The sequence below is a fragment of the Pseudomonas sp. GW101-3H06 genome (assembly GCF_059424605.1).
The window spans coordinates 5,197,019-5,222,115 of the sequence record NZ_JBWKZO010000001.1; the positions used below are offsets into that span (position 1 = coordinate 5,197,019).

Annotated in this window: 21 protein-coding genes and 1 pseudogene; 13 read left to right on the forward strand and 9 right to left on the reverse strand. The window is 60.7% G+C overall.

What is annotated here, in order from left to right; translation table 11 throughout:
* Positions 1-188: 188 nt before the first annotated feature.
* Complete coding sequence (locus tag AC07ZE_RS23825) at positions 189-1,637, reverse strand: aldehyde dehydrogenase family protein (protein WP_207266886.1); 1,449 nt, start codon at positions 1,635-1,637, stop codon at positions 189-191.
* On the reverse strand, positions 1,634-3,286 hold the full coding sequence (locus tag AC07ZE_RS23830) for a 5-guanidino-2-oxopentanoate decarboxylase (protein ID WP_207266887.1): 1,653 nt from the start codon (positions 3,284-3,286) through the stop codon (positions 1,634-1,636). Before AC07ZE_RS23830 ends, AC07ZE_RS23825 begins: the two co-directional genes overlap by 4 nt.
* A 159-nt stretch (positions 3,287-3,445) precedes the next feature.
* Between AC07ZE_RS23830 and AC07ZE_RS23835 the strand changes: the two genes are divergently transcribed.
* Positions 3,446-4,327, forward strand: coding sequence for a LysR substrate-binding domain-containing protein (locus AC07ZE_RS23835; RefSeq protein ID WP_207266888.1), 882 nt, complete (start codon positions 3,446-3,448; stop codon positions 4,325-4,327).
* A 73-nt stretch (positions 4,328-4,400) separates the two neighbouring features.
* Here AC07ZE_RS23835 and AC07ZE_RS23840 read toward each other — a convergent pair.
* Positions 4,401-4,556, reverse strand: a pseudogene (locus tag AC07ZE_RS23840) (NAD(P)-dependent oxidoreductase); the annotation flags it as partial.
* Positions 4,557-4,620: 64 nt separating this feature from the next.
* Positions 4,621-5,502, reverse strand: coding sequence for an MBL fold metallo-hydrolase (locus AC07ZE_RS23845; protein WP_207266889.1), 882 nt, complete (start codon positions 5,500-5,502; stop codon positions 4,621-4,623).
* 114 nt (positions 5,503-5,616) lie between these two features.
* Between AC07ZE_RS23845 and AC07ZE_RS23850 the strand changes: the two genes are divergently transcribed.
* On the forward strand, positions 5,617-6,522 hold the full coding sequence (locus tag AC07ZE_RS23850) for a LysR family transcriptional regulator (protein ID WP_207266890.1): 906 nt from the start codon (positions 5,617-5,619) through the stop codon (positions 6,520-6,522).
* 116 nt (positions 6,523-6,638) lie between these two features.
* Complete coding sequence (locus AC07ZE_RS23855; RefSeq protein WP_170948630.1) at positions 6,639-6,815, forward strand: hypothetical protein; 177 nt, start codon at positions 6,639-6,641, stop codon at positions 6,813-6,815.
* Between the two features lie 23 nt (positions 6,816-6,838).
* On the opposite strand, the gene AC07ZE_RS23860 is transcribed toward AC07ZE_RS23855, so the two are convergent.
* A complete protein-coding gene (locus AC07ZE_RS23860; protein WP_207266891.1) occupies positions 6,839-7,735 on the reverse strand; it encodes a helix-turn-helix domain-containing protein in 897 nt (298 codons plus the stop codon).
* A 190-nt stretch (positions 7,736-7,925) separates the two neighbouring features.
* Between AC07ZE_RS23860 and pobA the strand changes: the two genes are divergently transcribed.
* Both pobA and AC07ZE_RS23870 read left to right on the forward strand, forming a co-directional pair.
* A complete protein-coding gene (gene pobA, locus AC07ZE_RS23865) occupies positions 7,926-9,110 on the forward strand; it encodes a 4-hydroxybenzoate 3-monooxygenase (protein ID WP_207267879.1) in 1,185 nt (394 codons plus the stop codon).
* A gap of 81 nt (positions 9,111-9,191) precedes the next feature.
* On the forward strand, positions 9,192-10,709 hold the full coding sequence (locus AC07ZE_RS23870) for an MDR family MFS transporter (protein WP_207266892.1): 1,518 nt from the start codon (positions 9,192-9,194) through the stop codon (positions 10,707-10,709).
* A gap of 106 nt (positions 10,710-10,815) precedes the next feature.
* Here AC07ZE_RS23870 and AC07ZE_RS23875 read toward each other — a convergent pair whose 3' ends face one another.
* From AC07ZE_RS23875 to AC07ZE_RS23890, 4 genes are all read right to left on the reverse strand, one after another.
* Positions 10,816-11,664, reverse strand: a complete 849-nt coding sequence (locus AC07ZE_RS23875) for a cache domain-containing protein (RefSeq protein ID WP_207266893.1) — start codon at positions 11,662-11,664, stop codon at positions 10,816-10,818.
* 99 nt (positions 11,665-11,763) lie between these two features.
* Positions 11,764-12,651, reverse strand: coding sequence for an ATPase (locus AC07ZE_RS23880; protein ID WP_207266894.1), 888 nt, complete (start codon positions 12,649-12,651; stop codon positions 11,764-11,766).
* Positions 12,652-12,756: 105 nt separating this feature from the next.
* Positions 12,757-13,749, reverse strand: coding sequence for an NAD-dependent epimerase/dehydratase family protein (locus AC07ZE_RS23885; RefSeq protein ID WP_207266895.1), 993 nt, complete (start codon positions 13,747-13,749; stop codon positions 12,757-12,759).
* A gap of 68 nt (positions 13,750-13,817) precedes the next feature.
* Positions 13,818-14,711, reverse strand: a complete 894-nt coding sequence (locus AC07ZE_RS23890; protein WP_207266896.1) for a LysR family transcriptional regulator ArgP — start codon at positions 14,709-14,711, stop codon at positions 13,818-13,820.
* Between the two features lie 95 nt (positions 14,712-14,806).
* Between AC07ZE_RS23890 and AC07ZE_RS23895 the strand changes: the two genes are divergently transcribed.
* The 8 genes from AC07ZE_RS23895 to AC07ZE_RS23930 all read left to right on the forward strand — a co-directional run bounded on the left by AC07ZE_RS23895 (position 14,807) and on the right by AC07ZE_RS23930 (position 24,990).
* A complete protein-coding gene (locus AC07ZE_RS23895) occupies positions 14,807-15,208 on the forward strand; it encodes an ACT domain-containing protein (RefSeq protein ID WP_207266897.1) in 402 nt (133 codons plus the stop codon).
* A gap of 5 nt (positions 15,209-15,213) precedes the next feature.
* A complete protein-coding gene (locus AC07ZE_RS23900; RefSeq protein WP_095193108.1) occupies positions 15,214-15,816 on the forward strand; it encodes a LysE/ArgO family amino acid transporter in 603 nt (200 codons plus the stop codon).
* Positions 15,817-16,039: 223 nt separating this feature from the next.
* Positions 16,040-16,636, forward strand: coding sequence for a superoxide dismutase (locus AC07ZE_RS23905; RefSeq protein ID WP_192417135.1), 597 nt, complete (start codon positions 16,040-16,042; stop codon positions 16,634-16,636).
* A gap of 837 nt (positions 16,637-17,473) precedes the next feature.
* Positions 17,474-19,525: a putative bifunctional diguanylate cyclase/phosphodiesterase gene (locus tag AC07ZE_RS23910; protein WP_095193107.1), complete on the forward strand. Its 2,052-nt coding sequence runs from the start codon at positions 17,474-17,476 to the stop codon at positions 19,523-19,525.
* Between the two features lie 261 nt (positions 19,526-19,786).
* On the forward strand, positions 19,787-21,133 hold the full coding sequence (locus AC07ZE_RS23915) for an imelysin family protein (protein WP_207266898.1): 1,347 nt from the start codon (positions 19,787-19,789) through the stop codon (positions 21,131-21,133).
* Positions 21,134-21,358: 225 nt separating this feature from the next.
* On the forward strand, positions 21,359-22,786 hold the full coding sequence (locus AC07ZE_RS23920; protein WP_207266899.1) for a di-heme oxidoreductase family protein: 1,428 nt from the start codon (positions 21,359-21,361) through the stop codon (positions 22,784-22,786).
* A gap of 27 nt (positions 22,787-22,813) precedes the next feature.
* Positions 22,814-23,878, forward strand: coding sequence for an imelysin family protein (locus AC07ZE_RS23925; protein WP_207266900.1), 1,065 nt, complete (start codon positions 22,814-22,816; stop codon positions 23,876-23,878).
* A 14-nt stretch (positions 23,879-23,892) separates the two neighbouring features.
* On the forward strand, positions 23,893-24,990 hold the full coding sequence (locus AC07ZE_RS23930; protein WP_207266901.1) for a DUF1513 domain-containing protein: 1,098 nt from the start codon (positions 23,893-23,895) through the stop codon (positions 24,988-24,990).
* Positions 24,991-25,097 lie beyond the last annotated feature (107 nt).

A 25,097-nucleotide genomic window follows, 5' to 3' on the forward strand; every position in this document is an offset into this window, starting at 1 on the left:
AGGTTGGTCGCAACCGTTGCATCCGCGCGGCCAGATCTGCCTTGAGCCCCGTATTTACGGGGCCGCAGCTGAGCCGACGGGTTCATCCTGAGGTCGTGCAAAACACCTGACTATCGAAAAAAACTCATTGAAGCCATGACGCCAGCGCATGCCTCACCAGGAGGCATGCGCTCACCTTTTTCGTGCCTTCAGAGAGCCCGAATCACGTGCTTGATTTCCTGGAAAGCCTGCAAGCCCCACGGCCCCAATTCGCGGCCAATGCTGCTCTGTTTGTAGCCGCCCCAGGCGGTCTGCGGGAAGATCACCTGCGGCGCATTGATCCACACAAGCCCCGCCTGCAAGGCGTTGGCGACGCGATCCGCCGCCTCAACATTGCGCGTGACGACGCTGGCGACCAGACCGAACTGACTGTCGTTGGCCAGGGAAATCGCTTCGGCTTCCGAGGTGAAACGGCGCACGCAGATCACCGGGCCGAAAATCTCTTCACACCACAGCGCACTGTCCAGGGGCACGTCGGTGAAAATCGTGGGCTGCAAAAAATATCCGCGCGGCAGGTCCGCTGGACGATTGCCGCCGCACACCAGCGAGGCACCGGCACTCAGTCCGCGATCGATGTGGCCGAGCACGCGCTGGTATTGCGCCTGATTGACCAGTGCACCCATTTCCACGTTCGGGTCGAACGGGTCAGCCACGCGAATGGCTTCGGCACGCGCCCTCAAGCGGGTCAGGAATTCATCGAACAGTTCATCGGCCACCAGCACGCGGCTGGTGGCGGAACACATTTGCCCGGCGTTGAAGAAGCCACCGCCGCAAGCCACTTCCACGGCCAACTCGATGTCAGCATCGGCCAGCACCAGCAACGACGATTTGCCGCCCAGTTCCAGGCTCACGCCTTTGACGCTTTCTGCTGCGCGTTGCATGACCTGAACGCCCACCGCATTGCTGCCGGTGAAGGAAATCCTGGCGATACGCGGGTCCGCCGACAGCGGCGCGCCAACGGCCAGACCGGTACCGCACACCACGTTGAACACACCGGCGGGCAAGCCGGCATCTGCGATGATCGCCGCCAGTTCCAGCTCCGGTAGCGGTGTCACCTCCGAAGGCTTGAGCACCACGCAGCACCCGGCTGCCAGGGCCGGAGCGAGTTTCCACGCGGTGGTGACCATCGGAAAATTCCACGGCACGATCAGGCCGACCACGCCGCACGGTTCGCGGCGCAGGCGGGCGCTGAAGTCATCGCTCGGCAACTCGACGGCGCTGTCCTGTTTCGCATCCAACCCTTCGGCCAGGCCCGCGTAGTACTCGAAGGTGGCGATTACATCATCGACGTCGATGGCCGCTTCGAACTGTGGCTTGCCGTTGTTGCTCGACTGCAAGTGCATCAACTGGTCACGACCGGCCTGCACGCCCGCGGCGATTTTGCGCAGGATCGCACCGCGTTCGGCACCGGTGGTTTTCGACCAGTCGGAGAACGCTCTGGTCGCCGCGCTGACGGCTTGATCGACCGCTTGCTCGTCACCGCCCACAACGGTGGTCAACAGGGCTTCGGTGGCCGGGTTGATCACGCGCAGATGTTCGCTGCCGGCCGACCATTTACCGCCGATGAACAGGCCGTCCAGAGTCGTTGGAAAACTCATTTCGACACCGCCTGGGTCCACACGGCCTTAGTCCAGGTAGCCTGGTCGATTTCAATCAGGGTCGGCCCCTGACGATCGGTGGCTACGCGCAAGGCACTGCGCAGTTGCTCGACATCGCTGATGGCTTCGGCGGCGCAGCCCAGGGCCTTGGCGACACCGATGAAATCCGGGGTGTAGATGTCGACGCCAACCGGCTCGATGGCGCGGTTGACCATGTATTTCTTGATCTCTTCGTAGCCCTGGTTATTCCACAGCAGCACGATCACCGGCGTGCGCGCTTCAACGGCGCTGGCCAGCTCCGGCAGGGTGAATTGCAGGCCGCCGTCGCCGATCAGGCACACCACGGGCGGACGCGCACCGTTTTGCACGCTGCCGCCCAGCCAGGCGCCAATCGCCGCCGGCAAGGCATAGCCGAGGGTGCCGTAGCCGGTGGACGAGTTGAACCAGCGACGTGGGCGCTCAGGGTTGAACGTCAGGTTGCCGGTGTACACCGGCTGGGTCGAATCGCCGACGAATACCGCGTCCGGCAATTCGTGCAGGACGGTTTCCAGGAAGCGGGTCTGGGCCAGGGTCGGCGCGTCCCAGTTGGCGGCCAGTTCTTCACGCAAACGGGCGGCGCGTACCTGGCCCCAATCGTTGCGGCGCTCGGCCAGGGATTGGTGCGACAACGCGCTGAGCAAGGCCTGGGCGGCGTTGCGCGAGTCGGCGACCAACGCGACGTGCGGCGGATAGTTGCGCACGGTCTGGTCCGGGTCGATGTCGACACGCAGCAGCTTGCCGGGAATCTCGAAGCCGCCGGCGAAGGTGACGTCGTAGTCGGTTTCGGCCAGTTCGGTGCCGATGGCCAGCACCACGTCGGCCTCGGCGACCAGCGCGCGGGTTGCGACCAGGCTCTGGGTCGAACCGATCAGCAACGGGTGAGCGGATTCGAGCATGCCTTTGGCATTGATGGTCAGGGCAACCGGGGCGTCCAGCAATTCGGCCAGCTCGGTCAGCTCGGCGGCGGCATCGATGGCACCGCCACCGGCGAGAATCAGCGGACGCTTGGCGCCGGCCAGTAATTCGGTCATGCGGCTGACGGCAGTGGGCGCAGCACCGGCGCGGTCGATGTTTACCGGTACGCTCGTCAGCAGGTCGTCGGCCTCTTCAACCAACACGTCCAACGGAATTTCAATGTGCACCGGACGCGGGCGACCGGCCTGGAACAGCGCGAAGGCACGGGCCAGCACGCCCGGCAATTCGGACGCCGACATCAGGGTGTGGGAGAACGCCGCCACGCCGCCCACCAGCGCGCCCTGGTTCGGCAGCTCATGCAGCTTGCCGCGACCGCCGCCCAACTGATTGCGGGTCTGGACGCTGGAGATCACCAGCATCGGGATCGAATCGGCGTAGGCCTGGCCCATGGCGGTGGTGATGTTGGTCATGCCAGGGCCGGTGATGATGAAGCACACACCCGGCTTGCCGCTGGTGCGGGCATAGCCGTCGGCCATGAAACCGGCGCCTTGTTCGTGACGCGGAGTGACGTGGTTGATGCTCGAACGGGCCAACCCGCGATACAGCTCCACGGTGTGAACCCCCGGAATGCCGAACACCTGCTCGACCCCGTAGTTTTCGAGTAACTTGACCAATACTTCGCCGCACGTCGCCATGTCATTGCCCTTCTTGTTCGTTTGAGACACCGGGCCTGCGCTGTGTTTATGATGAATTCGCAGGTCCAGGGATGGCCTCATTGGAACGGGCGACACGTAGCCGCAACAATGGATAAAAAGTCATACTAGCCATGTCCTCACGTCATACCTTGGATCCCAATGAAACGACTGCCTCCCCTGCCGGCGCTGCACACTTTTCTGATTACCGCGCAGTGCTGCAACTTCACCCGGGCCGCCGAGCAACTGCACATCACCCAAGGCGCGGTGAGCCGACAGATCGCCGGGCTGGAAGATCATCTGGGTTATGAACTGTTCATCCGCCAGGCCCGGGGACTGAATCTGACCGCCGAAGGGCGCGAGTGGCTGCCACGGGTCCAGCAGATTTTCGGTCTGATCGACGAGGCGGTGGAGCAGATCGGCGAGAAGCGCGAAACCCTGCAACTCAAGGCGCCGACTTGTGTGATGCGTTGGCTGCTGCCACGTTTGTTGCAGTGGCAAAAAGAGCGGCCGGACGTGCCGGTTGAACTGACCACCACGGTCAAGCACGGCGTGGACTTTCATCGCGAACAATTCGATGCGGCGGTGATGTACGGGGGGCCACCGGACAGCTCTCTTGAGTCTTGTCTGCTGTTCGATGAACAACTGACCCCTGTGTGTTCACGGCCCATGCTCGAAGGGTCGTTGGCCTTGCAAACCCCGGCTGACCTGCAACAACACTTGTTGCTGCACCCCACCCGCGATGAACGGGACTGGAAGGCCTGGTTGAAAGCGGCGGATGTGCACTTGACCAATGTCGGCAAAGGCCAGCACTTCGAAACGCTGGACCTGGCGATGTCGATGGCATCCCAGGGCACGGGCGTGGCAATTGGCGACTGGTCGTTGATCGGCGATGACCTGAATGCCGGCCGACTGGTCATGCCCTTTGAATTGAAGGTGAAAACCGGATTGGCGTATTACCTGGTGTTCCCGGAAAAACCTGCACCTTCGCCGAAGTTGCGCGAGTTGATGGGCTGGTTGGTGGAGCAGGCGCAGTCACGCTGAAGCCGCAAGAATTGGCGTTTAACCCTGTGGGAGATTCTATGTTGCAGGCTCGCTCCCACAGGTATTTGTGTACTCAGTAGCCGACAGTAAACCGCTGCCGCGAATGCTTCGGCGCTTCGACTTCATCGAGCATCGCAATCGCATAGTCGGCGAACGTGATCCAGCTGCGCCCTTCACGGCTCACCAGCAAATCATACTGGCCGATCCGAAACGAACCACTGCGCTCACCTCTGCTGCGCAGCCAAACGGGGATAAATCCCCTCGCCACAACAGCCCCCTCGCCACAGATAAATTCATTCACCCCACTTCATCTCGCCCTTGGCGACTTTGGCGCTCAGCTCCAGGGAGCTTTCTTCGCCCAGTGCCGGGAAGCGCTTTTTCATCGCGGCGATCAATGCAGGGGAATCCTTGGCCTTGGCGGTTTCTTCGTCGAACGCCTTGATGTAATCGGCAGTGAACTGCACAGCGGCCCGGGACCGGGTACTCTCGCCGAGATAGTGTCCCGGCACGATGGTTTTCGGGTTCAGGGTTTCGATCGAATGCAGCGTAGCCAGCCAATCGGCATGGGACTGCGGAGTCTGGGTGTCGGCCATCCACACATGGATGTTTTGCGCCACAACCACACCGCCGACCACAGCCTTGATCGAAGGGATCCAGACGAAGCTGCGATCCGGTTGTTTGCCTCCCAGTCCGACCACCTGCAACGTCTGCCCTTCGAGGTTCAGGCTGTCGCCCTTGATCACCTCAGGCACGATGGTTTTGGCCGGCGCGTCAGCCCCCAACTTCGGCCCCCAGAACGCGAATTTTCCGGCGACGGTCTGCTTGATGTGATCAACGGTCGGTTGCGACGCGAGCACTTTGGCCTTGGGGAATGCAGCGGTCAGGGTGTCGAGGCCGAAGTAGTAATCCGGGTCGCCGTGGCTGATATAGATGGTGGTCAATTGCTTGCCGCTGGCACGGATTTTTTCCACCACCTGCTCGGCTTGGGACTTGCCGAATTGCGCGTCCACCAGGATCGCCTCTTTCTCTCCGCTGACCAGTACCGAGGTCACCGGGAAAATCGCCTGGGTTCCGGGGTTGTAGACATCCAGCGTCAGCGTCGATGCACTGGCGTGGGCGGCAAAACCGAGGGCGGTGGCGAGGAAAACGCGTTTGAGTGAAGTGAAGCCGATCATCTGTTGCTCCAGGGTCCGAATGCCATGTTTGGCGATGGACCAGAGCTTAGTTGCCAGACTCAGTACAAAAAATGCGATGCTGGAACATAGTTTGTTTCTGAAATCGGGCAAATCATGGATCGTCTACAAGCAATGCGGGTGTTCGTCACAGTGGTCGACCTCGGTAGCCAGTCAGCGGCAGCCGATCATCTGGAGCTGTCGCGACCGGTGGTTTCCCGGTATCTGGCGGAACTGGAGGACTGGGTTGGCGCACGCCTGATGCACCGCACCACACGCAAGTTGAGCCTGACCGCCGCTGGCAGCGACACCCTGCCCCGCTGCCGCCAGATGCTGGAGCTGTGCAACGACCTGCAAGCCGCTGTCAGCGCGCCGGACGACGCCCCCCGTGGCCAGCTGCGCATCAGCGTCAGCACTTCGTTCGGCCAGGCGCAACTGGCCGAGGCCATGGCGGCATACGTCAAGCGCTACCCCGGCGTCAGCATCGACATGCAGATGCTCGACCGCACGGTGAACCTGGTGGATGAGCGCATCGACCTGGCGATCCGCACCAGCAACGACCTGGACCCTAACCTGATCGCGCGTCGACTCACGGTCTGCCGCTCAGTGATCTGCGCCTCCCCCGCTTACCTGCGCGAGCATCCGGCGCCGCAGCAGGTCGAGGACCTGAGCCAGCACAACTGCCTGACCCACTCCTACTTCGGCAAAAGCCTCTGGCATTTCGAACAGGACGGTGAACAGGTCTCGGTGCCGGTGCAAGGAAACATCAGCGCCAACGAAGCCAGCACCCTGCTGCGTGCGGCCATGGCTGGCGCCGGGGTGGCGATGCTGCCTACGTATCAGGCCGGGGTGCACATCCACAGCGGCGAGCTGGTGCGCCTGCTGCCCCATGCCGAACCCCGGCAGATGCACGTGTACGCGGTATATGCCTCGCGCAAACACATGCCCGCGGCGTTGCGCAGTTTGCTGGATTTTCTGGTGATGAGGTTTCCGCAAGAGCCGCAGTGGGATATCGGACTTTGAAGCTGCTGCAAGCTCACAGTCCACTACTTGCAGCTTGAAACTTGCAGCTTGCAGCTGCCCCTCTGTGACCTATGCTCAAGGTAATACCCACGGGTATTCGTTCAGAGGTCTACGCCATGAACATCAGAACAAGAAGGTACCTCGCCATTTTCATCACCTGCGCGGTGACGCTCGGGCTGTATGGCGCTGCAGCCTGGCGCGTGGAGCAGTTGCGCAACCTGCCCCGTGATTACGCCAGTTGCAATTTCGAGCGTTGCATTCCCCACAACGCGACCCTCAACGCCCTGCGCTGACGAATGCCGTTGAAGACAGCGGATCAGGCCGGGTTGTCCTGATCGGCCTTCAAGCGGTCGCGAAAAGCCTTGGGCGAAATTCCCACCCGTCGTCGGAACAGGCGCGTGAAGTTTGTCGGATCAGAGAACCCCAACATGTCGGACATTTCATAGATGGTCATGCTGGTGTAGGTCAGCAAGCGCTTGGCCTCCAACAACTGCCGTTCGTGCATGATCTGCAATGCCGGTTGCCCTGCCAGTTCGCGGCAGGTGCCGTTGAGGTGGGACACGGAAATGCCCAGCCGATGAGCCAGGTCCTCGACCTTGACGTGCTGGCGATAAGTCTCCTCCACCAGTTGAATGAAACCGTTGAGGTATTCCCGGGCACGCTGCGGCCGTTGTGTGGCTGATTGTCGCTGGATCACCTGGCGGCTGACCCACACCATGATCACGCTGACCAGCGAATGCATGAGCATTTCCCGCGCCGGTTGGTGGCCTGTGTATTCGCTTTGCAAGGCTGCAAACAGGCTATTGAGGTACTCACTGTCCTTGCCGGCCGGGTAACTTTCGGGCTGGGCCAGGGCATTGACCGAGTTACCCAGTTGCGCCTGGAGATGGGCGACCAGTGGCGCGGCCAGGGTCACCACAAACCCTTCGACGTCTTCGGAAAAACGGTAGCCATGCACCGACAGCGGTGGCATGACCAGGATCGCCGGTTCGTTCAGTTGCGTGCGTTTACCTTCGATTTCAAGCTCTGCCTGACCTTTGAATACGAAGAGCAACTGGCATAAATCGGCATGGCGGTGGGGTTTGATTTCCCATTGATGTTCGCGGCTGCGTTTGGAGATGGTTTCACAGTGCAGCAAGTCCGGGGTTGGCCAATCCAGGCTTTCACCGTAGAGCTTGAACACTGGAATCGAAGGCAGGTCAGGCTTGTTCATCACTTCAATCCAGGCCTCGGAATAGATGACGGGCGATAATCGCACCGATTGGCAGAATGTACAGGTATCGGCTCAGTTTTCACCTTCAATTGACAGACCCGCAAGGGAAAAATGCAAGCACTCGATCCATAAAAATCACTCACCGACCTTGGTCGCGTGGAGCTTGCGAGTCATAAAAACAATGAAAATGCTGAAAACCCAAGTCGCTATTATTGGTGCCGGTCCCTCCGGTCTACTGCTCGGCCAATTACTGCACAACGCCGGTATCGACACCCTGATTCTCGAGCGTCAGACGCCCGATTATGTACTCGGGCGCATCCGTGCCGGTGTCCTTGAACAAGGCATGGTAGAGCTGTTGCGCCAGGCCGGCGTGAGTCAGCGCATGGACGCCGAAGGGTTGGTCCACGGCGGCTTCGAACTGGCCCTCGATCACCGCCAGGTGCACATCGATCTGCAAGCCTTGACCGGCGGTAAAACGGTGATGATCTACGGCCAGACCGAAGTCACCCGCGACCTGATGGCCGCTCGTCGGGAGGCCGGTGCGCAGACGATTTACCAGGCCGGCAACGTGGTCCCCCATGGCATGAAAACCGAAGAAACCTTCGTCACCTTCGAGAAGGATGGCGAGCGGTATCGCCTCGATTGCGACTACATCGCCGGCTGCGACGGTTTCCATGGGGTGGCACGGCAGTCGATACCCACCGAGTGCCTGAAGGTGTTCGAACGGGTCTATCCCTTTGGCTGGCTGGGGATACTGGCCGATACCCCGCCGGTCCACGAAGAGCTGGTCTACGCTCGGCACGAACGCGGTTTCGCCCTGTGCAGCATGCGTTCGGCGACACGCACCCGTTACTACCTGCAAGTGCCGGCCGATGAAAAGGTCGAGGACTGGTCTGATCAACGCTTCTGGGATGAACTCAAGTCCCGCCTGCCAGTGGCCCTGGCGGAAAAACTGGTGACCGGACCGTCCATCGAAAAAAGCATCGCGCCGCTGCGCAGTTTCGTGGTCGAACCGATGCAGTACGGGCGCATGTTCCTGGTCGGTGACGCCGCGCACATTGTCCCGCCCACCGGCGCCAAGGGCTTGAACCTGGCGGCAAGCGACGTCAGTACGCTGTTCAACATTCTGCTGAAGGTTTACCGCGAGGGCCGTGTCGATTTGCTGGAGAAGTACTCCGACATCTGCCTGCGCCGGGTCTGGAAAGCCGAGCGGTTTTCCTGGTGGATGACGTCGATGCTGCACCGTTTCGAAGACCACGATGCCTTCAGCCAGCGTATTGCCGAGTCGGAGCTGGAGTACTTCGTCGACTCTGAGGCGGGCCGCAAAACCATCGCGGAAAATTACGTCGGGCTTCCTTACGAGGCTATCGAATAGCCTGCTAACTAAGAGTTACACTGGCGAGCACCCCCGCTCGCCCATTGTGCGTGCGGATAATCACTGCTTGCAGGTTTCCACGTGACCAATCTTCAGCACCCTGAAACGCCCAAGCCAGCCATTCGCAGCGTACTGGTCGCGCTGATGATGGCGATCTTCCTCGGCGCGCTGGACCAGACCATCGTCGCGGTGTCGATGCCGGCCATTTCCGCGCAATTCAAGGACGTCAGCCTGCTGGCCTGGGTGATTTCCGGCTACATGGTAGCGATGACAGTGGCGGTGCCGATCTACGGCAAATTGGGTGATCTGTACGGGCGGCGCAAGTTGATGCTGTTCGGCATGGGCCTGTTCACTCTGGCGTCGTTGTTTTGCGGCATGGCCCAGAGCATGGAGCAACTGGTGCTGGCGCGGATCTTTCAAGGGATAGGCGCGGGCGGGATGATTTCGGTCAGCCAGGCGATCATCGGCGACATCGTGCCGCCGCGCGAGCGCGGGCGTTATCAGGGTTACTTCAGCAGCATGTATGCGGTGGCCAGCGTAGCGGGTCCCGTGCTCGGCGGTTATATGACCGAATACCTGTCCTGGCGCTGGGTGTTCCTGATCAATCTGCCACTGGGACTTGGCGCCTGGTGGGTGGCCCGGCGCAACCTGGTGGGACTGCCGATTCCGCAGCGCAAACCCATCATCGACTACCTCGGCACGCTGCTGATGATTATCGGCCTGACCGCGCTTTTGCTCGGTATCACTCAGGTTGGCCAAGGGCATGCATGGCACAGCAGCGAAGTGCTTGGTCTCTTTGCTTGCGCCGGTGTGGTGCTGACAACATTCGTCTGGCATGAGCGGCGCGCGCGGGAGCCACTGCTGCCCATGCACCTGTTCGCCAACCGCAATGCCCTGCTGTGCTGGTGCACGATTTTCTTCACCAGTTTCCAGGCAATCTCCTTGATCGTACTAATGCCATTGCGCTTCCAGAGTGTCACTGGCGCCGGTGCCGACAGCGCAGCGCTGCATTTGCTGCCGCTGGCGATGGGCTTGCCGATCGGTGCATATTTTGCCGGGCGCCGTACTTCCGTGACCGGGCGTTACAAGCCGCAGATTCTCACCGGGGCGATCCTGATGCCGATCTCGATCCTCGGCATGGCCTTCAGCCCGCCCCAGGCTTTTGTGTTGAGCAGTCTGTTCATGTTGCTCAGCGGGATTGCCTCGGGCATGCAGTTTCCGACGTCTTTGGTGGGCACGCAGAACTCAGTGGAACAGCGAGACATCGGTGTCGCCACCAGCACCACTAACCTGTTCCGCTCACTGGGCGGTGCGGTTGGCGTTGCCCTGATGTCGGCGCTTCTGCTGGCGTTTTTGCAGGATTCAAACTTCGCGCACCTGGCCGGCTCGTCACTGATTGCCGAAGGACATTCGGGCAATGTTCTGCTGGACGGCTTGAACGCCGCGCCGGGGGATGCGCAGAACGCCTTGCGCGCCGAGCTGCTGCTGACCTTCCGGCATTTGCTGATCGTCAGCGCGGCGGTGTCGTTGCTGGGACTGGCGGCAGCGGCAGCCATGCCGAACATGTTGTTGCGAGGGCGGGAAGACACGGTTCGGTAGCCAGACCGCGTCGCCTGCATCGCGGGCAAGCCCGCGCCCACAGGAATTGCACGGTCCTTGTGGGAGCGAGCCTGCTCGCGAAGGCGTTGTCACAAACGCCAAAAAATCATGGGCTGTAATACCCCACCGCCACCAGCAAGGGCCCGACCTTCTTCAGGTAGGCATGCTTGTCCTCGACCTTGCCGGTCACTGGATTCTTCCACCGGTATTCGTACTCGCCATAATCCTGCCGGCTCATCAGCGCCAGGATCGGCTCCCCCACCGGTTTGCCTTCCGGGTCCTTGATCTTGCCGAAATCGGTGTTGATCAAGCGCAGATTAGTGCCGTGGGCGACATAGCGCTGGGTGTTCAGGTCGACGACAAACACATACAAATCATCCTGAAGATAGCCGCCCTTGAGGGCGTTGATCGCCGTCAGGGTGCCCTTCTCGTCCTTGGCCAGGTCGGTCGCCGCTTTGTTCAACAAGGCCATGGCTTGTTCCGCCGAGGCCCGCGGCAGGTAGTAGCCGACCGCGAGGATCCGCTGGCCGACACGCTGGTAATACACATGCTTGCGCTCGACCTTGCCGTCGGCCCAGTTCTGCCAGCGATATTCCGCTTGCTGGATACCATTGCCCTCCGGCACTTTCAGGGCATCCTTGAAGGATTTGCGCAGATCCGGCCCGAGGACCTCCGACACATCCCGGCCAATCAGCGCCGCGGACGGACCACCACTGGCGAGCATCACGCCCTTGGTGTCGACGACAAACACATAACGGTCCTTGTCGACGAACTCGCCCTGGCGGCTGAACGCGGCGAAGGCCTTGTCACCATTGTCGTGGTAGTAGGCCAGGGCTTTTTCCAGCAAGGCGATGGCGGCCTGGCTGTCAGCTTTTTCCGTCCCGGCGGCCTGGACCGGGCCCTGGCACAACAAAAGCATCCCGCCCAGCAAGGCCAGCTTCTGCAGAAACCCCATTGTGCATCCCTCGTTCTTGTTGATGTTTCAAGAGCGTAGACGGCTTGGGAGTGAGGGAAGCGCTTTTGTGGCGAAGGGTTTTATCCCCTCGCCAGAAGGTTACTGCCTTGCGCGCAATTGCTGTTGCAGGTTCTGGATCTGCGCCTGAAGGGTGTTGATGTTGCGGGTGACCTGGCCACGGAAGGCGTCGAACTCCGCGGTATTGGTCGAGCTTTGAGCCGGTGTCGGGCGATTGTCCTGCTGGCTTTTGAGGATGACGATCTCCTGTTCCAGGCGATCGATGGCGGCGTTCGGGTTGCCCTGTTTTTTCAATGCAGTGATGTCGGCGCCGAGGCTTTTTAGCTGCGCGTCGAACTTCTCAGTGTCCGCCGGGGCACTTTTCAGCACGGCTACGTCGCTGTTCAAGACTTTGACCTGAGCCTGCAATTGAATGGTGGCGGTCTGTTGCTCAGTGGCATGAGCGGTATTCTGAGCGCTGATCTGTTCGAGGCGCTTGTCCAGCTCGGTGGTCTGGGCGGTCATCTGCGCCAGACGCTTGTCCAGCTCCGATGCCTGACCGGCCACGCCCTGCTGCTGTTTACCCTGATCCTGCAGCTGGCTTTGCAGCTGTTTGATCTGCAGCTTCAAGGCTTCGCTGTCGGAGGTCACGTTGGTCTGGCTGGCGACCACCTTGCCGGAAATGTCCTGCAGGCGCCCTGCCGCTTCCTCACTGATACGCGCGAAACTTTCCTGGGTCGCCACCAGTTGCTGCTCCATCAGCGAAATCTGCTGGAAGCTCCACCAGGCCAGGCCCGCGAACGCAAAGAACAGAGCGCCGACCAGCGCCCACAACGGCCCGGTGCTCGGGCTCTTGACCTTGACCACGGGCGCCGTGCGCGAATGCACGGAAGTGCGCGCGGTGGGTACATAGTCATCGTCGTCGAGGCTATCGGCACGCAGGCTCGGTACATCATCGAAGTCGTCGTTGGCATCGTTACGCATGGACATTGAATCAACCTTTGTGAAACGGTGATGGCTTGATGCGGCGAGTATAACCCCCACGGCCGCACCGATTGACCCTCAACCCCGTAGTCGGTTCAGTCCAGGGCCCATTCAACGAATGTCCTGAGCCTTCCACCAACTACAGAACTCATCAAGAGCGGTCCACAGGCTCACCTTCGGGTCGTAATCCAGATAATGCCGGGCGCGGCTGATGTCCAGGGTGAAATTTTTGTTCATGACCTGCATGCCCAGTCGCGACAGAGTCGGTTCCGGACGACCCGGCCACAACTTGCACACGCCTTCGTTCAGTGCGGCAACGCTGTAGGCCAAGCCGTAGGAACGGTAGCGCGTAACGTGTGGAACCTCCATGTTGCGCATCACGTAATTGACCACGTCCCACAAGGGGATCGGCGTTCCGTTACTGATGTTGTAGGCCTTGCCCAGGGCCGAACCGCTGGCCAGCAAACTGCTGAGCAGCGCTTCATTGAGGTTCTGCACGCTGGTGAAATCGACCTTGTTCAGGCCGTTGCCAATGATTGCGAGGCGTCCCTTGCGCTGCATCTTGAGCAGGCGCGGGAAGATGCTCATGTCACCGGCACCGGTGACAAAACGCGGGCGCAGGGCCAGGGTTTCGAGGCCGAATTCCTGGGCGCCGAAGACCTTTTGCTCAGCCAGGTATTTGGTCGCGGCGTAGGGATGCTTGAAGCGCTTGGGGACTTGCTCCTCGGTCAGGCCCAAGTGGTCACGGCCATCGAAGTAGATCGATGGCGACGACAAGTGCACGAGGCGCCGGACCCGCTGCTTCAGACAAGCCTCGACCACGTTTTCCGTGACCTGAACGTTGCCCTGGTGAAAGTCCTGATAGCGCCCCCACACGCCGACGGCACCGGCGCAATGCACCACGGCCTCGACATCGGCGCACAGCTCGCGGGTGAACTCGGGGTCGCTGAGGTCACCCTGAACGAATTCGGCGCCACGCCGCACCAGATGCTCCACACCCTCGGCCCGGCGACCGTTGACCCGCACATCCAGGCCCTGCTCCAGGGCGAAACGCGCAAAGCGCCCGCCGATGAAGCCGCTCGCGCCGGTGACCAGAATCTTCATGTTGTACTCCGAATATTTCGTTTTGCGCTTTGCATATTGCGCAGGGCGTGAGGTCTTGACGCCGCCCGTCAGTCCAACGGCACCAGCCACTGCTTCGACGCGCGCACCAATTGATCGGTGAGCAACCCCAGCAACTGACCGCCATTGCGCCAATGATGCCAGTACAACGGCACGTCGATCGGCTTATCTGGCAAAAGCTCCAGCAAAGTGCCGCGTTCCAGCTGTTCGCGAACCTGCAGTTCCGGCACCAGCCCCCAGCCGAGTCCGGCTTCTGTGAGACGGATGAAGCCTTCGGACGATGGGCACAAGTGGTGCTCGAATCCGCCATCGACCCCGAGGGACGCCAGATAGCGATGCTGCAGGAAGTCATCAGGGCCGAATACCAAGGCCGGGGTTCTGGCCAACTGGTCGGCACGCACACCTTGGGGAAAATGCCGGGCGATGAAGGCCGGGCTGGCCAATGCCCGGTAACGCATCGCCCCCAGCAGCACGCTGCGAGCGCCGGACACCGGTCGCTCGCTGGCACACAGGCAGGCCGCCACTTCCCCTGCGCGCATGCGTTTAAGGCCGACGGTCTGATCTTCGACGATCAGGTCCAGCAATAAATGCTGGTCCGCGCAAAAATCCCCTACGGCTTGCGCCCACCAGGTCGCCAGACTGTCAGCGTTCAGGGCGATACGCAGGCGCTCTGGCAGTCCTTCTTCGTCCAACGCCGGGACCAATGTCTGCAAATCGCGCTCAAGCAAACGCACCTGCTGCACATGGTTGAGCAGGCGCCGGCCAATCTCGGTCGGCGACGGCGGCGTGCCCCGCACCAGCACCGGTTGGCCGACGCGCGCTTCGAGCAATTTGATGCGCTGGGAAATCGCCGATTGCGACAAACCCAGCACCTGCGCAGCCCGTTCGAAACCCGCCTGCTCGACCACCGCGGCCAAGGCAGAAAGCAATTTATAGTCGAACATCAGTTTTCCTAATGAGCGATCACCACTATTGGTTTTTCTTATACAGCGTCCTGCCGGAGAATGGCCAGCAAGAACTCTTGAACAGGATCACTCACATGGCTGGCGAAACCTCATTGGCAACATTGCTGCGCAGCATGAGCCCGCAACTCAACGCCGGCGAATACGTGTTCTGCACCCTGCGTGACGGGCAATTGCCTTCAGGCCTGGACATCATCGGCAGCTTTCGTGAACAGGAAGGCCTGACAGTCATTCTCGAACGCTCTCACGCCGAACAGGCCGGTTTCAGCTTCGACTACATCGCGGCCTGGATCACCCTGAACGTGCACTCGGCCCTCGAAGCCGTCGGCCTGACCGCTGCGTTCGCCACGGCACTGGGCAAGGCCGGCATCAGTTGCAACGTGATTGCCGGCTACTACCACGACCATTTGTTCGTCGGCCAGGCCGACGCCGAACGCGCCATGCAAGTGCTGCGCGACCTCGCAGCCAACGCGGAGTAGCAATTATGTGGCAAAGCTATGTAAACGGCCTGCTGGTGGCCGCGGGCCTGATCATGGCGATCGGTACCCAAAACGCCTTTGTACTGGCCCAGAGCCTGCGACGTGAACATCATTTGCCGGTGGCGGCACTGTGCGTGACCTGCGATGCGTTGCTCGTGGCCGCCGGGGTGTTCGGGTTGGCAACGGTGCTGGCGCAGAACCCGACTTTGCTGGCAGTGGCCCGCTGGGGTGGCGCTGTATTTCTGATTTGGTATGGCAGCCAGGCGTTGCGCCGTGCCTGCTCGAAACAAAGTCTGCAGCAGGGTGAAAACCAGACGGTGCGCTCTTTGCGCGCGGTCATGCTCAGTGCGCTGGCAGTGACGCTGCTCAACCCCCACGTGTATCTGGACACCGTCCTGTTGATCGGTTCGCTCGGCGCGCAGCAGACAGAACCTGGCGCTTATGTGGTCGGTGCGGCCAGTGCCTCGTTGCTGTGGTTTTTCACCCTCGCACTGGGTGCTGCGTGGCTCGCCCCATGGTTAGCCCGGCCAAGCACCTGGCGAATTCTCGACCTGCTCGTCGCAGTGATGATGTTTGCCGTTGCACTTCAATTAATCATGGCTGGCTGATTTATTCCAAAAGGCTAAAGGGATGCCCTCACTAAATGACGGTCATTTAGTGAGGGCATCCCCTTGAACCTCTATTCCACACAGTTGTTGCGTGGTTATGCCGCACCCCCGGTGCTATGATCCGATCCGATGCGCCGCAAAGAGTACAAACTCCCCGGCGCTTGTCTGGCCGCCCGTGATCGGCCTTGCGCTCACCGCAACCGACCTGATTAGGAGAATCATCATGGCTTTCGAATTGCCGCCGCTGCCTTACGCACACGATGCCCTGCAGCCGCACATTTCCAAGGAAACCTTGGAGTATCACCACGACAAACACCACAACACCTATGTCGTGAACCTGAACAACCTGGTGCCAGGCACCGAGTTCGAAGGCAAGACTCTGGAAGAGATCGTCAAATCTTCCTCGGGCGGTATCTTCAACAACGCCGCTCAGGTCTGGAACCACACTTTCTACTGGAACTGCCTGGCGCCAAACGCCGGCGGTCAACCAACCGGCGCACTGGCTGAAGCCATCAACGCTTCCTTCGGTTCGTTCGACAAGTTCAAAGAAGAATTCAGCAAAACCTCCATCGGCACCTTCGGTTCCGGTTGGGGCTGGCTGGTGAAAAAGGCTGACGGTTCCCTGGCCCTGGCCAGCACCATCGGCGCCGGCAACCCGCTGACCAACGGCGACACCCCGCTGCTGACCTGCGACGTCTGGGAACACGCTTACTACATCGACTACCGTAACCTGCGTCCAAAATACGTCGAAGCGTTCTGGAACCTGGTCAACTGGAAATTCGTGGCTGAGCAGTTCGAAGGCAAAACCTTCACCGCTTAAGCTCGATGCCAGACAAAAAACCCGGCTTTTGCCGGGTTTTTTTATGGAAGGAAATGAGCAGAGGGACGGTGGTGATTGTTCCGCCGTCTTCGCGAGCAGGCTCGCTCCCACAGTTGGATTGGGTATATCTGTGAGGTATTGGTTGGCTGTCAGGCCGTCATATCAGGCCGAGCGTTAGCTCGCCTTCAGCTCTTGATCTTGATCCACCCGCCCCATCGGAAGGCTGAGCGGAGGTGTTCATCCGGGGGCTGGCGCGCAGCGCCGTTCGACGCAGTCGAACCCATTGCATGTAGGTGCAGCGAAGCCAACCGGAGGGCAATGCCCCCGGATGAATGCCGGAGCGAAGGAACCCCGAGCTCTAGCGAGGGGCCGGACGCCGGGGCGAGACCTTTGCTTCCTTTGGGGCGTTTGCCAAAGGGAGTCGGCCGTCAGGGCGAAACCATAAGCAGCCGTTACCGCAGCAATGGATATGTACTCAGTCAACAAAAGACAGGTCGGCTATCAGGCCGTCTTCGCGGGCAAGCCACGCTCCCACAGGAAGATCGCGCAAATCCGTAAGCCAGGCCAATTTCCCACGATGAAACCATCCTTCACCCCCTTGCCCCGGCGCCACAGCCGTCTAACATCAGTCAGAAGGAAAATATCTCCACATCCCTCCTCAAGTTGAAGGACTCGACAACCGACACAGTACTAATCGGACAATTACCCCAGACAACTGCATATCGGCCAAGCTGCAGGCAAAATCCCCCATGGATGATTGTCCCTTTGACTGCCATCACGGGATTGCCAATACTCATGGCAACTTGATGCTACCCGCACGGAACAAGGAATAACCCTTTGAAGCTGGAACTCAAGAACAGCTTGTCGGTGAAGTTGCTCCGGGTCGTGCTCCTGTCGGCATTGATCGTCGGCGTGGTCTTGAGCTGCGCGCAGATCGTGTTCGATGCCTACAAAACCCGCCAGGCCGTTGCCGGCGACGCCGAACGCATCCTCGACATGTTCCGCGATCCCTCGACCCAGGCCGTCTACAGCCTGGACCGGGAAATGGGCATGCAGGTCATCGAAGGCCTGTTTCAGGACGATGCTGTGCGCCAGGCCTCCATCGGCCACCCCAATGAAGCCATGCTCGCGCAGAAATCCCGCGAGCTGCAGCACTCCAGCAGTCGCTGGCTGACCGACCTGATCCTCGGCAAGGAACGCACCTTCACCACTCAATTGGTGGGACGCGGCCCTTACAGCGAGTACTACGGCGACTTGAGTATCACCCTCGACACCGCCACCTACGGGCAAGGCTTTATCGTCAGTTCGGTGATCATCTTCATATCCGGCGTATTGCGCGCCCTGGCGATGGGGCTGGTGCTGTATCTGGTGTATCACTGGTTGCTGACCAAACCCCTGTCGCGGATTATCGAGCACCTGACCGAAATCAACCCGGATCGTCCCAGCGAACACAAGATCCCGCTGCTCAAGGGCCATGAGAAAAACGAGCTGGGGATCTGGATCAACACCGCCAACCAGTTGCTGGAATCCATCGAGCGCAACACCCATCTGCGCCACGAAGCGGAAAACAGCCTGTTGCGCATGGCCCAGTACGATTTCCTCACCGGCCTGCCGAATCGTCAGCAACTCCAATCGCAACTGGACAAGATTCTGGTGGACGCCGGCAAGCTGCAACGACGGGTGGCCGTGCTGTGTGTCGGCCTCGATGACTTCAAGGGCATCAACGAACAGTTCAGCTACCAGACCGGCGACCAACTGTTGCTGGCCCTGGCCGATCGCCTGCGTGCGCACAGTGGACGCCTTGGTGCCCTCGCCCGTCTCGGTGGCGACCAGTTCGCCCTGGTGCAGGCCGATATCGAACAACCCTACGAAGCCGCCGAGCTGGCCCAAAGCATTCTCGATGACCTGGAAGCGGCGTTTGCCCTCGATCATCAGGAAATCCGCTTGCGTGCCACCATCGGCATCACCCTGTTCCCCGAAGACGGTGACAGCACCGAGAAGCTTCTGCAGAAAGCCGAGCAGACCATGACCCTGGCCAAGACTCGCTCGCGCAACCGCTATCAGTTCTATATCGCCAGCGTCGATACCGAGATGCGGCGCCGTCGCGAGCTGGAAAAAGACCTTCGCGATGCTTTGGTCCGCGAGCAGTTCTACCTCGTCTATCAACCACAGATCAGCTACCGCGACCACCGGGTGGTCGGCGTCGAGGCGTTGATTCGCTGGCAGCATCCGGAACACGGGCTGGTTCCGCCGGACCTGTTCATCCCGCTGGCCGAGCAGAACGGCACCATCATTGCCATTGGCGAGTGGGTGCTGGATCAGGCTTGCAAGCAATTGCGCGACTGGCATGACCAGGGTTTCAGCGACCTGCGCATGGCGGTGAACCTGTCCACTGTGCAACTGCACCACGCCGAGTTGCCAAGGGTGGTCAACAACCTGCTGCAGATGTACCGCCTGCCACCGCGCAGCCTGGAGCTGGAGGTGACCGAAACCGGCCTGATGGAAGACATCAGTACCGCCGCCCAGCACTTGCTCAGCCTGCGTCGCTCCGGGGCGCTGATCGCGATCGACGACTTCGGTACGGGTTATTCCTCACTGAGCTACCTGAAAAGCCTGCCGCTGGACAAGATCAAGATCGACAAGAGCTTCGTTCAAGACCTGCTCGATGATGACGACGACGCAACCATCGTTCGCGCCATCATCCAGCTGGGCAAGAGCCTGGGCATGCAGGTGATCGCCGAAGGCGTGGAAACGGCCGAACAGGAGGCCTACATCATCTCCGAAGGCTGCCACGAAGGTCAGGGTTATCATTACAGCAAACCGTTACCGGCAAGAGAATTGGGCGCTTATCTGAAGCAGGCCCAGCGCAGTAATGCAGCAATTTTGTAAAAGACTGCCGTGTCCTTTCACTCTGTGGGAGCTAGCCTGCTCGCGATGAATTTGCAGGCGATGCATCTTTTCAGACCGCCCGCATCATCGTTCCCCCCCCATGAGCAGGCTCGCTCCCACCGAATGAAAACGCCTGCCACCCGTGAATAAGAAATATTTCCAAGCACAACCCTTTACACATAATGCGAAAGATTTGCATTATGTGCCAGTTTTGCGCGCCGGGCGCGCCATTCCACCCCCTCTCGAAGCAGGATGTTCGCCATGATTCGTATGCCTCTGGCTACCGCCAGTCTGTTGGCCATCGCAATTTCCCTCGCCGGTTGCGGTGAAGGCAAAGACAAGGAAAAAGCTGCCGCACCTGCGCCGGCCGCCAGCACTGCTGCTGCCCCGGCCGCTGCACCTGCCGCTGCCGGTAAAGTCGATGAAGCCGCTGCCAAAGCCGTTGTCGCCCATTACGCCGACATCGTTTTCGCTGTCTACAGCGATGCCGAATCCACCGCGAAAACCCTGCAAACCGCTGTAGACGCCTTCCTCGCCAAGCCGAACGCCGACACCCTGAAAGCCGCCAAGGCTGCCTGGATCGCCGCCCGCGTTCCTTACCTGCAGAGCGAAGTCTTCCGCTTCGGCAACACCATCATCGACGACTGGGAAGGTCAGGTGAATGCCTGGCCACTGGATGAAGGCCTGATCGACTACGTCGATAAATCCTACGAGCACGCGCTGGGTAACCCGGGTGCCACCGCCAATATCATCGCCAACACTCAGATTCAGGTCGGCGAAGACAAGGTCGACGTGAAAGACATCACCCCGGAAAAACTCGCCAGCCTGAACGAGCTGGGCGGTTCCGAGGCCAACGTCGCCACGGGCTACCACGCCATCGAATTCCTGCTCTGGGGCCAGGACCTGAACGGCACCGGCCCTGGCGCCGGCAACCGCCCTGCTTCCGATTACCTGGAAGGCAAAGGTGCCACTGGCGGCCACAACGACCGTCGCCGCGCCTACCTGAAGGCCGTGACCCAACTGCTGGTCAGCGACCTGGAAGAAATGGTCGGCAACTGGAAGCCGAACGTGGCCGACAACTACCGCGCCACCCTGGAAGCGGAACCGGCTGAAAGCGGCCTGCGTAAAATGCTGTTCGGCATGGGCAGTTTGTCCCTGGGCGAACTGGCGGGCGAACGCATGAAAGTTTCCCTGGAAGCCAACTCCCCGGAAGACGAACACGACTGCTTCAGCGACAACACCCACAACTCGCAGTTCTACGATGCCAAAGGCGTTCGTAACGTCTACCTGGGCGAATACACCCGTGTCGACGGCACCAAAATGACCGGTGCAAGCCTGTCGTCCCTGGTGGCCAAAGTCGACCCGGCTGCCGACACCGCACTGAAAGCCGATCTGGCCGCGACTGAAGCCAAGATGCAGGTCATCGTCGACCATGCCAACAAGGGTGAGCACTACGACCAGTTGATCGCTGCCGGCAACACCGCCGGCAACCAGATCGTCCGTGACGCCATCGCTTCGCTGGTCAAGCAGACCGGTTCGATCGAAGCCGCCGCTGGCAAACTGGGTATCAGCGACCTGAACCCGGACAACGCTGATCACGAATTCTGATCAACGCTGGCTGAATAAAGAGGCGACCTTCGGGTCGCCTTTTTTATGGGACAGAGTGCTGTCCATTGTGGAAGCGAGCCGGCTCCGGGCGGCTCGCTTCCACAGGGGGTTGTAGTGTGTTCATGGCGTGTGCCCCACCTCAAGCAAACGATAATTCCTCTTATTCAAACTCCCCTACCCTGTTAGACTTTGCGCCCTTGTTTTGCTCGTCTTGCAGGATGTCTGATGCCCCCGCTGTTTCTTCGCTTGTCCGCACTGTTTCTGGCCCTGGGCCTGAGTGCCTGCGATGACGCCCCGCGTTTTACCAAGGCAGAACCTGGTGAAGCCCGCTCCGGGGGCAGTGCGACCGTGCGCAAGACCGATCAGAACGCCTTTTCGCTGCCATCGGCCAACCTGCCGCCATCAAGGCGCGTGGACTTCAGTGTCGGCAACAGTTTCTTCCGTAATCCTTGGGTCATCGCCCCGTCGACCACGACCGCCCGTGACGGCCTCGGCCCATTGTTCAACACCAACGCTTGCCAGGGCTGCCATATCAAGGACGGCCGCGGACACCCGCCTGCACCCGATGCGCAGAATGCCGTGTCGATGCTGGTGCGCCTGTCGATTCCCGATGCTCCCGTCTACGCCAAAATAATCGAGCGGCAGGGCGTGGTGCCGGAGCCGGTCTACGGCGGACAATTCCAGGACATGGCCGTGCCCGGCGTGGTCCCTGAAGGCAAGGTACGCGTCGATTACACGCCGGTGCCGGTTCGCTTCAAGGACGGCACCGTAGTGGAGCTGCGCAAGCCGACCTTGAACATCAGCCAATTGGGCTACGGCCCTATGCATCCCGACACCCGCTTCTCGGCCAGGGTTGCACCGCCGATGATCGGCCTGGGCTTGCTGGAAGCCATCCCGGAAGAGGCCATTTTGGCGAACGCCGAGACGCAGGCTAAAGAGAAAAACGGCATCGCCGGTCGAGCGAACCGGGTCTGGGATGACACACGGCAGAAGACCGTCATCGGGCGATTTGGCTGGAAAGCCGGACAACCGACCCTCAATCAACAAAATGTTCACGCGTTTTCCGGTGATATGGGCCTCACGACCAGCCTGAGACCCTTTGATGACTGCACCGATGCACAAACCGCCTGCAAACACGCACCGAGCGGTGCCGGTCCCGAGGGTGAGCCGGAAGTCAGCGACAACATCCTGCGTCTGGTTCTGTTCTACACCCGCAACCTCGCCGTCCCGGCGCGCCGCGATGTCGGGGCGCCTGAAGTGCTGGCCGGCAAGAATCTGTTTTACCAGGCCGGTTGCCAGTCCTGTCACACACCGAAATACACCACCGCCGCCAACGCCGCCGAACCTGAACTGGCCAATCAAGAGATTCGCCCTTACAGCGATCTGCTGTTGCACGACATGGGCGACGGCCTGGCCGACAACCGCAGCGAATTCCAGGCCAGCGGTCGCGACTGGCGTACCCCGCCGTTGTGGGGCATCGGCCTGACTGAAGCGGTCAGTGGCCACACCCAGTTCTTGCATGACGGTCGCGCCCGCAACCTGCTCGAAGCCGTGCTCTGGCATGGCGGCGAAGCGGCAGCTGCGCAACAACAGGTTTTGACTTTCAATGCCGAGCAGCGCGCTGCGTTGCTGGCGTTTTTGAATTCCCTTTAATACCCATTCCACCCGCGGGAGCCCGACATGTTCCGTCCCAAATTGTTGTTCACCAGCCTTGCCGCGCTAGCCTTGGGCGCTTGTTCGCCCCAGGACCCGCAAGCCGTCACCTCGGCGGCCATCGCCAAATCCGTGATACTGCCGACCTACACCCGCTGGGTCGAAGCCGACCGCCAACTGGCCGTCAGCGCCCTGGCGTACTGCGAAGGCAAGGAAACCCTCGACACCGCCCGTGCCGATTTCCTGCACGCACAAAAAGCCTGGGCCGAGCTACAACCGCTACTGATCGGGCCGCTGGCCGAGGGCAATCGTTCGTGGCAGGTGCAGTTCTGGCCGGACAAGAAAAACCTCGTCGGCCGTCAGGTCGAACAACTGGTCACCGCGCAGCCTCAAATCGATGCCGCCGCGCTGGCCAAATCCAGCGTTGTGGTTCAGGGTCTGTCGGCCTACGAATACATCCTGTTCGACAGCAAGCCCGATGTGGCCAATGCCGAGCAGAAAGCCAAGTATTGCCCACTGCTGATCGCCATTGGCGAGCGCCAGAAACAACTGGCCGAAGAGATCCTTAAAAGCTGGAACAACACCGACGGCATGCTCGCGCAGATGAGCAAGTTCCCCAACCAGCGCTACGCCGACTCCCACGAAGCAATCGCCGATCTGCTGCGTGTACAGGTCACCGCCCTCGACAGTTTGAAGAAAAAGCTCGGCACGCCGATGGGCCGTCAAAGCAAGGGCGTTCCACAACCGTTCCAGGCCGATGCGTGGCGCAGCCAGTCGTCCCTGACGAGCATGGAAGCCAGCCTCGCCGCCGCCAAAACGGTCTGGGAAGGTGTCGACAACAAAGGCCTGCGAGGCCTGTTGCCAAGCGAGCAAAAACCATTGGCCGACAAGATCGACGCCGCCTATGCCGCGTCATTGAAACTGTTCGCCAGCAATCAGCGCTCGCTGACCGAACTGCTCGGTGAAGATGCCGGTCGCCAGCAACTCAACGACATCTACGACAGCCTCAACGTCGTCCACCGCCTACACGAAGGCGAGCTGGCCAAGGCGCTGGGTATCCAACTGGGCTTCAACGCCAACGACGGTGACTGATGAGGGCGAATGCCATGCTGCGACGCCAGGCTCTGACTTTAGGTAGTTTGCTGCTGGGAGCAGTGACACTGGGCGGCTGGACGCTGTTCAAGCGCAAGGATCAGAGCCCGCTGCTGCTTTCAGCGCGGGACGATACCGACGGCAAGCATTACGCCGTCGGTTATCGGCTGGACGGCACCCGGGTGTTCGCCACCCAGGTCGGTCAGCGCTGCCACGACATCATCAACCACCCGACGTTGCCGATCGCGCTGTTTGTCGCCCGGCGGCCGGGCACCGAGAGTTACCTGATCGATTTGCGCGACGGCACCCTGCTGCAAACCGTGACGTCCCGGCCGAACCGGCACTTCTACGGTCACGCGGTGATTCATCAGAGCGGTAATTGGCTATACGCCACCGAAAACGACACGACCGATCCGGGTCGCGGCCTGCTCGGCGTGTACACATTCGAAGGCGAACGGCTGGTCCATAGCGGCGAGATTTCCACCCACGGCATCGGGCCGCATCAGGTGTCATGGATGCCCGACGGCGAAACCCTGGTGGTGGCCAACGGCGGAATTCGTACCGAGGCCGAAAGCCGCGTCGAGATGAACCTCGATGCCATGGAACCGAGCCTGGTCCTGATGCAACGCGACGGCACATTGCTGAGCAAGGAAACCCTCGCCCAGCAGATGAACAGCGTGCGTCACCTGGGCATTGCCGGCGACGGCACCATTGTTGCCGGCCAGCAATTCATGGGGGCGTCTCATGAACATTCGGAACTGCTGGCGATCAAGCGTCCCGGTCAACCGTTTGTGGCGTTCCCGGTGCCCGAGCACCAGTTGCAGGCGATGGGACACTACACCGCGAGCGTCGCAGTGCACAGCGACTTGCGCCTGGTGGCGTTGACCGCGCCCCGGGGCAACCGCTTTTTCATCTGGGACCTGGACAGCGCAGAAGTGCGCCTGGACGCGCCACTTCCCGATTGCGCCGGGGTTGGCGCGGTGGCCGACGGTTTTGTCGTGACCTCGGGCCAGGGACGCTGCCGGTACTACGATTGCCGTCAGACAGATCTGGTTGCAAAACCGCTGGAACTGCCGGCGGGGCTCTGGGACAACCATCTTCATCTGATCTGAGTTCCCTGCTCTTGTAGGAGCGAAGCTTGCTCGCGAAGGCGGCGGCACATTCAAGTGCGGTGTGCCTTGACGTACCGCCTTCGCGAGCAAGCTTCGCTCCTGCACGA